At 59.6% G+C, this 12,589-nt stretch carries 9 protein-coding genes; 6 read left to right on the forward strand and 3 right to left on the reverse strand.

The annotated features are described in order from the left end of the window. Nucleotides 1-135 precede the first annotated feature (135 nt). From ACILSR_RS23650 to ACILSR_RS23665, 4 genes are all read left to right on the forward strand, one after another. Nucleotides 136-1,158: a hypothetical protein gene (locus ACILSR_RS23650; protein ID WP_395752277.1), complete on the forward strand. Its 1,023-nt coding sequence runs from the start codon at nucleotides 136-138 to the stop codon at nucleotides 1,156-1,158. 94 nt (nucleotides 1,159-1,252) lie between these two features. After that, nucleotides 1,253-1,633, forward strand: a complete 381-nt coding sequence (locus ACILSR_RS23655; protein ID WP_395752278.1) for a BlaI/MecI/CopY family transcriptional regulator — start codon at nucleotides 1,253-1,255, stop codon at nucleotides 1,631-1,633. A gap of 5 nt (nucleotides 1,634-1,638) precedes the next feature. Continuing rightward, entirely contained in the window at nucleotides 1,639-4,506 is a 2,868-nt protein-coding gene (locus ACILSR_RS23660) for a M56 family metallopeptidase (RefSeq protein ID WP_395752279.1), read from the forward strand. 45 nt (nucleotides 4,507-4,551) lie between these two features. Next, on the forward strand, nucleotides 4,552-4,860 hold the full coding sequence (locus tag ACILSR_RS23665) for a ribonuclease III domain-containing protein (protein WP_395752280.1): 309 nt from the start codon (nucleotides 4,552-4,554) through the stop codon (nucleotides 4,858-4,860). Here ACILSR_RS23665 and ACILSR_RS23670 read toward each other — a convergent pair whose 3' ends face one another. Beyond that, entirely contained in the window at nucleotides 4,861-6,282 is a 1,422-nt protein-coding gene (locus ACILSR_RS23670; protein ID WP_395752281.1) for an FAD-dependent oxidoreductase, read from the reverse strand. 100 nt (nucleotides 6,283-6,382) lie between these two features. On the opposite strand from ACILSR_RS23670, the gene ACILSR_RS23675 reads away from it, so the two are divergent. Beyond that, nucleotides 6,383-7,228 carry a hypothetical protein gene (locus ACILSR_RS23675; protein WP_395752282.1) on the forward strand — a complete coding sequence of 282 codons (846 nt, stop codon included), beginning with the start codon at nucleotides 6,383-6,385 and terminating at the stop codon, nucleotides 7,226-7,228. After that, nucleotides 7,225-7,839 carry a carbohydrate-binding family 9-like protein gene (locus ACILSR_RS23680; protein ID WP_395752283.1) on the forward strand — a complete coding sequence of 205 codons (615 nt, stop codon included), beginning with the start codon at nucleotides 7,225-7,227 and terminating at the stop codon, nucleotides 7,837-7,839. The genes ACILSR_RS23675 and ACILSR_RS23680 overlap by 4 nt, the downstream gene beginning before the upstream one ends. Here ACILSR_RS23680 and ACILSR_RS23685 read toward each other — a convergent pair. Together ACILSR_RS23685 and ACILSR_RS23690 are read right to left on the reverse strand one after the other, a co-directional pair. Beyond that, the gene (locus ACILSR_RS23685; protein ID WP_395752284.1) at nucleotides 7,794-10,901 is read right to left on the reverse strand and encodes an efflux RND transporter permease subunit; all 3,108 of its coding nucleotides are present in this window, start codon (nucleotides 10,899-10,901) and stop codon (nucleotides 7,794-7,796) included. The two genes, ACILSR_RS23680 and ACILSR_RS23685, sit on opposite strands and share 46 nt — an antisense overlap. Beyond that, nucleotides 10,898-12,499 carry an efflux RND transporter periplasmic adaptor subunit gene (locus tag ACILSR_RS23690; protein WP_395752285.1) on the reverse strand — a complete coding sequence of 534 codons (1,602 nt, stop codon included), beginning with the start codon at nucleotides 12,497-12,499 and terminating at the stop codon, nucleotides 10,898-10,900. Before ACILSR_RS23690 ends, ACILSR_RS23685 begins: the two co-directional genes overlap by 4 nt. Nucleotides 12,500-12,589: the final 90 nt, after the last annotated feature.

A 12,589-nucleotide genomic window follows, 5' to 3' on the forward strand; every position in this document is an offset into this window, starting at 1 on the left:
GTTAGTTAGAGGTAGTTTGGATTTTGAGGGGAGTCAGGATTACCGCCGGGGGGGGAGGGTGTCAACCGCTGAGGCAGCAGGATTCGCGCCGGAATGGGCTTCCCCTGGCTACAGGAACGGCGATAGTCTGTTCCTATGAATAGGTTCGCCGCCGGGGTCTTGTTGGTTGCAGGCATTGCACTGCCTGCTTGGTGGTTCTGGCATGGAAAGCCCACCTCGCAGGCCGAACCGGAACACGCATCGCTCGCTGAGAAGCTGAACACGATCATCTTGCCAGAATATCCCACAGCAGGCCTCTCTCTTGAAGCAGTCGTCGAATACCTGCGGGTCAAGAGTCGAGAATACGACGCCTCAACCACCGAATCCGGGATCAAGGGGGGCAACATCGTCATCATCGCCGGAGGTGAGAGGGAGCTTCCCGCCTCCCCCGATGTGCCACTCCGTGACGTTCCCCTGGCCGAGGCATTGCGGCACATCACCAGTCTGGTTAATTTAAAATACACGGTGGAGCGGCATGCGGTGGCCATCCGCGAGCCGGAAGACATGCGCACCTCTGATGGCCGAAAGGCGTCATCCCTCCAGCAGCGTTTGGAAAAAGTGATTCGGCCGAACGTCAGTTTTCAAGACGCCAGCCTTGAAGAAGCTGTGGAGTACCTCCGAATGAGCCGAGGCTGCCTTGATATTGGCGAAGAGCACATCATCGACATTCCCTTCAATTTTGTCCTGCATCTTCGGGAAGGCATCAAACGCCCGATGGTTTCGCTGGATTTGAGTGACATTCCCATGAGCGAAGCCCTGCGTTATTGCGCTGAAATCTCCAACGCAAGGCTTCGCTACGACACGGCCGCGGTCATGATCACTGACTTTGAGACGGATGCGTCCGTGCCGAGCGCACCCGCCGCCTCGCCGGTTTTACAGACGGTGGAATTTTCGGGCGCAACTCTCGATGAAGCCCTCCAATTCGTCCGCATCAAATCGCGTGAGCTCAATCCCGACCACCGCGAAACTTCCATAACCGTGAAGCCTGACACATCCGGCCCTCCCATCAGTCTCTGGCTCCACAGCATCTCCATCCATGAGACGCTTCGCTACATCGCGGAGCTTTCCGGCCTCAAGCTTTCGTTTGAAGACGACGGCTATGTGTTGAGCCCGTTCTAAAGCGACACATCAAAGGACACGGCAAACCAGGATCACTACATTTGTAGTTGCTTTATCACCACAAATGTAGTGAAATACTTTTATTCCATTAAATATGCCAGCCGCACCCGACATCTCCGACTCTGAATGGGCCGTCATGGAGGCCCTGTGGGAGTCCTCCCCGAAGACCGCCTCCGAAGTGACCAAGGCCCTGCGCCCTACCATGAACTGGGCGGAAAACACCGTCCGTACCCTGCTCACCCGCCTGGTCGAAAAGGGAGCACTCAAGACCGCTGAGAACACCAGCGGCACCCGCACCTTCCTTCCCGCCGTGAAGCGCGAGGCCTGCGTGCGGGCAGAGAGCGAGTCCTTCATGCAGCGCATCTTCGGCGGTGCCGCCAAGCCGCTGCTCGTCCACTTCGCTCAAAACAGCAAGCTCACTGCTGAAGAGGTGAAGGAACTCAAAAAACTCCTCGACCAGAACCTCAACTCCTGAATCGCATGAATACCTTTGCCCACTTCTTTGACTGGCTGCTGGCCGCCGGCCTGCGTGCGTCACTTCTCACCCTCACAATCCTGCTCATTCAGGCGGCACTGCATCGCCATCTGGGTGCCCGAATGCGTTACGCGCTCTGGCTGCCGGTGCTCGTCGTTCTCCTCATGCCTGTGCTGCCGCAGAGCCGCTGGAGCATTGAGCACGTTTTCCAGGCTTCGCCTCAGCCGGAGCATATCAACCCCATGCCAGGCCCGCTGCCGGTGGTGCAGTCCGCCCCGGTAGATTTCGTGAGCCCTGCGCCACAGCCTGATCCCATCAACTGGCAGCGCATTTTTCAGTTTGCGTGGATCTGCGTCTCCTCGGTCATGCTCACCTTTGGGGGCGTCTCTTTCATTCTCACCCTGCGCAGGTTCAAGAAGAGCCGCCATCCCGCCAGTGAAGAACTTCTCGCCACGCTTTCGCAGATCGCCCGCGACATGCGGCTGCGCCATGTGCCGCGCGTGCTGATCGCATCCAGCATCAGCAGTCCCGCTGTCACCGGTTTGCTGCGTCCCACACTGCTGCTGCCTGCGGAGTTTGACCGCGAATTCACCCCCGAGGAGGCGCGGCTCGTCCTGAGGCATGAGCTGATGCATCTCAAGCGCGGCGATCTCCCTCTCAATGCCCTCATGTGCGTGCTGATGGCGCTGCATTGGTTCAATCCTCTGCTCTGGATCGCCTTCTTCAAAATTCGCGCCGACCGCGAAGCCGCGTGTGATTCCCAGGTGCTGCACGATGCTCCGAACGACCGCCGTATCGCCTACGGCCATGCCCTCCTTAAAGTCGAAACCGCCTTTTGTCCGCGCGGCTTCAGTCTCGGCTTCGTAGGCATCTTTCAGCGCGGCTTCGCCTTGCGTTCCCGCATTCAATCCATCGCCGCTCATCGAAAGCAGCACCCGGCCATGCAGGCAGTGATGTCCGTTTGCATCGCGCTCATGACTTTCTTTGGCGCCACTCGGGCTCAGCAGGCAACACCCGCAGAAAAGGCTCCGCTGATCGCCATCGAAATGAGAATCATTGAGTTCAAGAAACCCACTGACTGGAATTTTGGCGGCAAACTTCCGGCCGAAGAAACGCTCTCCTTCATCTTTGAAGAGCTGTCCTCGGACAAGCTGGCGGTGCAACTGCGTGAGATGCTCAAAGACGAAAATGCCACGACCACCTCCTACCCGCGCATGGTCACCAAAGACAAAAACGAGCTCGTGGTGAAAAGCATTGTCAACACCCCTTTCAAAGGCGGATACCTGCCGATTGGCCTGGTTTGCAAGTTCACCCCTGCCCTGCATGGCACACAGGTCAGGCTGGACATCGACATTACGGACTCTGACCTCATTGATCCCGCCACCGGTGCAGTAGTTTCCGAGTTCAAGGGCGACTATCCCACCGCGCGCAGCCGGGTATACCGCGGCAGCCATGAAATAGAGGACGGGAATTCCTGCGTGATCGCCGGATGGGAAAACGGCAAGCCCCAGGGCAGGCTTCCACTGCTCTACATCATCACCCCACATGTGATCCAGCCCGAGAAAGGAGGGCTTCCAGTCAATGCCCTGAATGGCAGTGAATTCAACGTCGGGAAATCTGCTTTTCGTCCTGGCGACTCCATAGTCATCACTTCCACCTCACGTTCGGAGGACATGCTCACCGTGGGCTTTGATTACGAACTCGCCAGCACCGATGAGGCAGTGGCAGGCTTGTACTTTACCTCCACCACCGACGGCAAATCCCCACCCTTCAATGCCATGCAGAATATTCCCGTGAAGCGTGGCCGTGGAAGCGTGATCCTGCGCCACCGGCTTCCCGCGGAGGGGCTCCCACACATCTCGTTTTACGACGCAAAGACGCATGCTCCTTTCGGCGGCGTCTATTTCGGGAGTGCGGAGGAAGCCGCCAGGTCGCGATTGCTTGATCTGAACTACCTCAATACATCCGCCCAAAAGCCCGCATCCAGATCGCCAGTCCCGGACAAGTCAGATGAACTCTCCATCACAGCGGAGAAAATTACTACTGACGCCAGGGCCGAAACACAAACCGCCGTGGGAGACGCCAGGTGCAAGGTGGCAGGCATGTCCATCCAAGCACAGGAACTCGTCTTGGACCGCAAGTCTCGTCAGCTCACCATCCACGGTCCGTTCACCATCCTCATGGGCACGGGCAAAAAACACAGCAGCACCTCATCGGCTTCATCTGCTGTCGTTGATCTGCACACTGGAAAGCTCACCACCTCAGGCCCCCACGAAACGGAGATCAATCTTCCCGCATCTACGACAACGTCATCCTTAGTGGCTGTAGAGGCGTCTGCCATCGCAGGCGAGAACGCTGCCGAACAAAAAGCAGCCGAGCTCCGCAAGGTGCCGCCACAGCAGTATGACTTCGCCAAGGCGGTGCTCGGCGATGTGCTGCGTTTTCTCGCCACCGATGCCAAGATCAATTTCTTCGCTCTGCCTGATGACAATCCCATCAACCAAAGGCTGGTCACCTTCAGCATCCGCAGCAGCCCCTTTGAGCTGCTGGAAACCCTTTGCCGTGCAAACGGCCTGATGCTGGTGCTCGATAAAAACCGCTGGTTCGTCCGCCCTTCCGATGATCCACCATTGGTCGAAAAATCCTACGCCCTGCCACAGACACAGGCCAGTGTCGAAACCATCCTCAAGGATATCAGCACCGTCCTCGGCGACGACGATACGCCAAAAGCGCCGGAAGCCGCCAAGATCACAGTGACCTATGACAAGGAGAAGAACACCGTCTCCGTGAAGGCAAACCGGCTGCAGCATACTTGGGTAAGCGCCTATTTCAGAGGGCTGTCAGGCGCAGCGAAGTCGGCCACGGCCAGATGATCACCGGTTGAACTTGGTTCAATGCTCGCTCTGGATGCCACGCTCATGGCATCCACTCCTGATCTCGATCTCACCCAGCGCCTGCGCGAAAACGCCTGGATTGGCGATGCCGTGCTGGAGCTCTACGTCCGCAGTTTTATCCTGAAGCAGCACGGCAAAGTGGATGCCGAAATGAAGACGCGCTTCACCTGCAATCAGTTCCTCTCCTGTACTGGCAATCCCACCGCCGTGGAAGCGGACATCGGAGTGGTCTATCAGCGCGAAGGCCTGGAAGCCGCCTTCGCCTGGATTCGTGACACCTTGGAGCCTCTCTTCCTCAAGCAGGAGGCCAAGCGCAAGCGGACCGGCAAATAACTATGCCCGCTGTCCCAACGCCTTGAGCTTCGCCAAGGCCTCGTTCCATGGCACATCATGCGGCAGACGCTTGGAAGTGGCAGCCAGCGCCGCAGTCACTCCGGCTGCCTCGCCCATTGCCACGGAGTTGCCCGTCACGCGGTAGCTCGCATGCGCGATGAAATCGCCGCTGATGTTGCGGCCGGCCATCATCAGGCCATCGACATCTTTCGCGATCAGGGCACGCAGCGGAATGTCATACGGCTTCACTTTAAAGCCCGCATTGGTGTAGGCGGACTTCTTGTTCATGTCCGCGCTCAGTGCATGAATGTCCACGCTGAAGGTCGACCGCACTACCGCATCGTCAGAGCGGGCACCAGCGACCACATCTTCCTTGCTCACCTTGTAGCGTCCCGCAATGCGCCGTCCGTCGCGAACGCCGATCTGCTCCGCCGTCGCGGCGATTTGCAGCCCCTCCCACGGGCCGCCGAGCTTGCGCAAACCATTCACGATCTTGTTCATTTCAGCGCGCGCCATCACCGTCGCCTCGGTGATCTTCGCGGCATCAAAGCAAGGAACGCCGTACTGGTGATTCATCATCACCAGCAGCAGATTGTCCCGCACCTGCCACAGCGTCGGCCTGGCATACGAGGGGAAATGATCCGTGCGTTTGATCTCCGCCAGAAAGGCCTCCTTGGAGAGACCGTCCGCCTTGGAGGGATCTGATTTGTGGATGAACGCCTCAAGCGCCTTCGCATCTTTGCACACCAGCAGCGCATTCAGCGACATGGGCTGGCAGGGGCATGAATCCGCCTCTCCGTATTCGAAAGAGCATCCTGCCAGCGCACCGAGATCGCCATCGCCCGTCGTGTCGATGAACACCGGCGCCTTCCACGCCTGCCGCCCGGATTTTGACTCCGTCACAATCGTCGTCAGCCGCTTTCCTTCGCGATAGGCCGCGCAGACGCGCGTGTGGAGTTGGAACTTGATGCCCGCCTCCACGAACATTTCCTCCAGCAGCAGCTTCATCCCCTCCGGCTCATAGACCACGCTACCCTTGCTGGTGCCACGCCGCATCTCGCGCTCGTCCAATCGCTTGAGAAGTTCCTGATTGAATCCCGGCTTGTCAAAATCCAGCAGATAGCCCAACAGCCCCGCAGTCCAGACGCCACCAAGACAGCCACGCCATTCAAACACCCGCACCTTCGCCCCGGCACGGGCCGCCGTGATCGCCGCCGCGATGCCCGCCGGCCCCGCACCGCACACGATCACATCCGCATCCTCCCCCAGTGGCAGATCCTGCGCCGGTTCATGAAACTTCCCGGCAATAACCTTCTCCACCTCCGCGGCATTCATCACCCCCGGCGTGACGAGCGCTCCAGAAAAGGCGGCGCGAAGAAAGGATCGGCGTTTGAATTCAGGTGAGGTCGGCGGTGTGCTCATGGTAAGAAACAAGTCTTCAGCAGGACGGCTTTGGACAGCATTTCTTTCCGCAGTGGCACGCACACTTGCGTTGTTTGGCAGCAGGCCCATTTTCAGCGCCGTGTCTTGGATTCGCCGCTGGCTCTCGTTTTTCTCTTCCTCCCCAGCCCCGGCGGCGGCCCCGGAGCTTGTGCAGCAGACTGCCGTCCCGCCACATGCCGCCCCGGTTCCTGTCTTCATCAAATCCATTGCGCAAAGCCGTGCTTCAGGGCAAATTCCGCTCCATGAGCAGCACGCCTCCGAACATCAAGATCGGGACCCTGGCCGAGCGCTTGGCCGCCTCCGCAGCCGTGCCGCTGGATCAGGCCCTGGCGGGAGTGCGCGCTCACGGGCCGAAGCCGACACGACGGAATCCTTCCCTGACGGCCTTGGAGTTTTCCCAGAACTCGAAAGCTCAGTCTTCATCCTCGCAACCGCCGCTCTCGAACACCGCAACGGTGCAGAGCACGATGCCTTCTTTGATTCCTCATCGGGCCGTGTGATCAAGATCACCCAGCCGGGCGAATTCGGCGCGGAAGGAGGCCTGCCGGAGTATCTTCAACGCCTCGCATGGTCGAACGAATTTTTCGATGACGACTGGCTCGTCGAAGGCTGGCTGCGCTACCCCAATGAGCCTGCGGCGCGTATCGTCACCAGCCAGCCATGGTATCGGGTCAGGCCGGAGCGTCCCGAACCCACCCTGCCGGAAATCGACGCCTATATGTGGCAGCAAGGCTGGCTGAAGGCCTATGAAGGAGCATGGATTCATGCCAGCCGGGAAATCGTCATCAGCGATGCCATGCCGAAAAACTTTGTGCTGGATGTCGCGGGCTACGTGCAACCCATTGATCTCATCATCCTCAAGCCGAGTGGCGAGCAATGGGCACGGCTGCAAGACATGGCGCGCAATCTTCCGCAGCAGCTATGAAACATTACAACATCCGCTTTACATCCTCCCCCTCCCTCGACTGGTCTGCCGCGGAAGTGCTCACCGACTTCACCCTTCCATGGGAACAGCGCCACGCCCCGCTCACCGAGTTCCGCGCGCTCTGGGATGAGACGCATCTTCACTTCCGCTTTCACTGCGTGGATGAGGACATCGTCCTCCCCGACGGCCCCACTCCAAAAGACCGCGTCCTCGGCTCCGACCGCGTGGAAATCTTCTTCGCCCCCGATCTTGGCCTCAAACCTTACTACTGCCTCGAGATGTCACCACGGGGAGATGTGCTGGCCTACGAGGCGAGATTTTACCGCGATATGAACTGGGACTGGCAGTGCGATGGCCTGCAGATCGACGCCAAAATCGAAGGCGGCCGCTACACCGTCACCGGCAGCCTGCCACTCGACACACTGCGCGCCTTGAACGTTTTCAAATCCGGCTCATCCGAAATCATCACCGGCCTCTACCGGGCCGAGTTCCATCACCGTGCCGATGGCACCGTGCATTCCGGCTGGATGCCCTGGGTCAATCCGCAGACCGAGAGGCCCGATTTTCACGTGCCTGCTTCGTTTGGCGTGCTGTCTTTAAGCCAGAGATAGATCACAGGAGTGACGATCAGAATGTGAATCAGGCTGCTCACCATGCCGCCAATGATCGGCGTGGCGAGCGGCTGCATCACCTCACTGCCAGCGCGATGGCTCCACATGATTGGCAGCAGGCTGGCGATGATGGTGGCCACTGTCATAATCTTCGGGCGCAGCCGCAGCCGTGCGCCCTCTTTGACCGCGGCAATAAGCTCGGCGCGCGACTTTGGCTTTGCACGGACGACAGCTTCCTCGAGATATACCACCATCACCACCGCCGTCTGCACCGCCGTGCCCAGCAGTGCAATGTAGCCCACCCACACCGCCACGCTGAAATTCTGCCCGAGGGCATACTGGAGAAACACACCGCCACTGAGCGCGAAGGGCACCGCCAGCAGCACATGAGCGGCGTCACGCACAGCGCCATACAGCTGATACAGCAGCAGGAAGATGATGAGCAGCACCGCCGGCACGATGACCTTCAGCGTGCGCGCCGCATGCAGCTGCTGCTCGTATTCTCCGCTGTAGTCCAGCGTCATGCCTTGCGCGGCGAGACGCGGTGCGATCTCGCTCTGCAGTCGCGCCTTTACTTCCTCCACAAAACCGGCCAGATCACGCCCGCTCACATTGGCCTGCACAAAAGAACGCAGCCGGCCGTTCTCGCTGGCGATTTCATTCGGCCCTTCCATGCGATTGATACTGGCAAGCTGGCCCAGCGGGATGACTCTGCCATTCGGCGCCGTGACGAGCACGTCCCTGAGCCGCGTGATGTCCTCGCGCTCGCTGCGTTGGAGCCGCACCTGCACCGGCACGCGCTGGCGGCCTTCGATCACGGTGGTCACCGTGGCACCACCGAGTCCGGCCTCGACGACTTCCAGCACATCCTGCGCATTCATTCCCATGCGTGCGGTGGCCTCTCGATCGACCTCAATATTGAGATAAGGTTTGCCGATGATCCGGCTGGGCGTGACTCCTGTGGCTCCTGGCACCATCTGGACGATGCGCTGCACCTCCTGCGCTGCCTGCTGCAGTATCCCGAGATCGTTGCCAAAGATTTTCACCCCAAGCTGCGAACGAATGCCCGTGGAGATCATGAGCACGCGGCCTTCGATGGGCTGCAGAAACCCTGGTACACTGCCAGGCACATTCCGCAGCGCCTGCATCATTTCAGCCACAAGTTTGTCCTTCGTCATGCCTGCGCGCCACTCGTTCTCAGGCTTGAGCATGATCGTCGTTTCGATCATTTCCGTGGGCGCGGGATCCGTGGCGGTGTCGGCCCTTCCCAGTTTGCCCACGGCGCTGCGCACTTCAGGAAAGCCCGCCAATACCTGGTCCTGCCACGCCATGGCGCGCTTCACTTCACTCAGCGAAGTGGCGGGCACAAAGCTGGGCATGAGCATGAGGCTGCCCTCATTCAGCGGCGGCATGAACTCGCTCCCCATGCGCGGCACCAAGGCCAGCGCAGCCGCCAAGATTACCGCTGCAATCCCGAGCACCGCTTTGCGATGATGCAGCGCATAATTCAACGCGGGATCGTAGAGCCGCAGAAGAAAGCGCATGACCACGTTGCGATCCTCCGCGTGAAACGGCCCGCGCACCAGCAGCGTGCACAGCACAGGCACCAGCGTCACAGCAAGAAGCGTGGCACCGAGCAGCGCGCACGTCTTCGCGTATGCCAGTGGATGAAAAAGTTTCCCCTCCTGCCCGCTGAGCGCAAACACAGGCACAAAGGCTAGAATGATGATGCCCATGGCAAAGACAATCGGGCGGCCGACCTGCTTCGCGGCTCCCAGAATGACTTCGGTGCTGTGCCCTCCAGCCTGCTCGCATTTGCGGATGACATTTTCAGTGATGACGATGGCCGCATCCACCAGCACACCAATCGCAATGGCGATACCGGAGAGACTCATGAGATTCGAGCTGAACCCGCACTCCTTCATGAGGATGAATGAAATCAAAAGACTGATCGGCAGTGGCAGAGTGACGATCAGGATGCTGCGAAAATGAAACAGGAAGATGATGTGCGCGAGGATGACGAGAATGATCTCCTCCGTCAGTGCTGTTCTTAGAGTGTCGATGGTGCGGTCGATCAATTCGCTGCGGTCATAAAAGGCCTTGATGCTGACACCCGGCGGCAGGCTGGGAGCTATCTGAGCGATCTTGGCCTTCACCCGGCCGATGACCTCGCGCGCGTTGGCACCGTTGTGCATGACGACCATGCCGCCGACAATCTCGTGCCCGTTTGAGTCGAGGGTGCCGCGGCGGAAGTCGCCCCCGATTTCGATGCGGGCCACATCCTTGAGATAGACCGGCGTGCCGCCCTTTTCCATGAGCACGATCTTCTCGAGATCCTCCGCGCTCTTGATCAAACCGATGCCGCGCACGACGAACTCCATGCCGTTTTCCTCGATGGTCTTGCCACCCACGTTCAGGTTGGAGCGACCAACGGCCATCATGACCATGTTCAGCGACACTCCGGCAGCGCGCATTTCCTGCGAATCCACCTCGATCTGATACTGCCGCACAAAGCCGCCCACGCTGCCCACCTCAGCCACTCCCGCCACACTGTTGAGTTGATAGCGAATGTGGTAGTCCTGCAAGGAGCGCAGCTCACCCAGATCATAGGTGTGCCCGGCCGCAGGATCTACGTCGAGGTAATATTGATACACCCAGCCCAGCCCCGTGGCATCAGGTCCCAGCTTGGCCTTCACCCCGGCTGGCAGTTCCAGCAGATCAAGGCGCTCGGAAATGCGCTGACGTGCCACGAAAGACTCCACCGCATCCTCAAAGATGACCGTCACGAGCGAGAACCCAAACATGCTGGTAGCACGCACGGTCTTCACACCCGCAATCCCCTGAAGATTCACGGACAAAGGATGCGTGACCTGATCCTCCACCTCCTGCGGGCTGCGCCCCATCCAGTCCGCAAACACGATGACCTGCCGCTCGCTGAGGTCTGGAATGGCATCCACCGCGGTCTCGCGCAGCGCCTTGATGCCAAAGGCGATGACGCAAAGCGTGGCGCAGACCACCACGAAGCGATTTCGCACCGACCAGGTTATCAGAGCATCAATCATGGCTTCACTTCCATTCCGCACTCCAGCATCTCAGCTCCCCAGTAGGGATTGCGCGGCTCGCCGCCGAGCTGAATCCACGCCGCACTTGCAGGTGCGCCATCCCAAAGCTTGCCGGTCATGGCGCAGCGAAACACGCGCAGCTCTGGCATCAGCGATTTCATTTGGAGCGCTTGCGCAGCAATCTCCTGGCTCCACGGCAGGAAAACTTTGCGCAAAGCCTTGAGGTCATTCCCACTGGCAGGCGCGGCTGATTTGATGAGCCCCTCCGGTGCGGGCGGCACATTGCCCAGAGCCGCAGTGACCGCAGGCAGATCATCAGCCGCAAGCGCAGCGCTGACCACAGCCGCCGCTTTCATATAATCCATCCACGCGGCATGATTTCCAGCTTGAGGCATGGATTGCATTTCCGCCTCGGCAGGGCGTGCCATGGCATCCAGCTGCGCCTGGCTGTCGATGAGCATTCCACCACTGACCACGACCTGTTCACCAGCCTTCAGTCCATCGAGCACCTCATAGTGACTGTCCCCAATGCGTCCCAGCTTCACCCGGCGTTGCTGGTAGGAACCGGCCTCCTTCACGACATACACCCGCGGCTCATTGCCTGGCCAGAGCACTGCGCTGCGCGGAACAGCCAACACTTCAGGAGCTTCTATTTCCACCACCCCCTGGGCAAAGGAGTTGTTCTTGATTCTTCGCTCCGGATTCTCAAGAACCACCCGAACCATGGCGGAGCGGCTCATGCCATCCATATTGGGACTGATGAAGGAGATGCGTGCCGTCATCGTTTCGCCCGGCAGCGAAGTGGCATTGAGCTTGGTGATCTGCCCCACTTTGAGAAACGGCAGATCCTGCTCTGCCACCATGGCTGTGAACCACATGCGCGTGAAATCAGCAATCTCAAACAGCCGCTCCCCCTCCTTCACCTGCTGCCCCTCGTGTACATAACTTTTCACGATGACTCCGGAGAGCGGGGAAAGCACACCAAAGTAAATGTCGCCCGGCTGGCGCTGAGGGATGGTTTTGATCTGCTCCCACACGAGGCCGTATTGCTCCAGGGTGCGCTTGATCGGTTCTGCCGCCTGCTCGCCCTGCGGCAGCATGGCTTTGTACGCGTCTGCCGCCTTGAGCAGCGTGCGGCTGAAGATGGTGGCCAGTGGCTGCCGACGCGTCACCTGCTGGCCTTCGTGATTCATCGAAAGGCCGTCGATGCGCCCCTCCACCGGAGCGCTGATGATTCCGTGCCTCGATTCATCCTCGCCGATCATCCCCGAAATGCGCAGCGTCCGGGTCAGCGGCAGCACTTTCGCCTCCGCCGTCCGCACACCGACCACATTCGGACTTCCGGGCGGCAGCATGACAATGTCCGAGACCGCATTGTCAAAACCTGCCCCTCCTTCATACACCGGCACCAAGGCCATGCCGCAGACGGTACATTGCCCCGGCTGCTCGGACTTCACCCAGGGGTGCATGGGACTCTGGTAGAAAAGGATCTTGCGGCCGCTTTCACCAGCATGCTTTGACGAGGCACCGTAATGCAGGCCCGCAAACCAGCCGCTCGCTGCAGCCACGAGGCCGATGATAAGAATTGTCCGCTTCACAGGTCCATGATGCTGACAGGCCCCGCAGCTACAACGAAGAAAATCGCACAAGTGCTCAGGAGGGGGAGGATCACGCCCCCCGATCCTGCC

The organism is Prosthecobacter sp., from assembly GCF_044222565.1.
Taxonomy (GTDB): Bacteria; Verrucomicrobiota; Verrucomicrobiia; order Verrucomicrobiales; family Verrucomicrobiaceae; genus Prosthecobacter.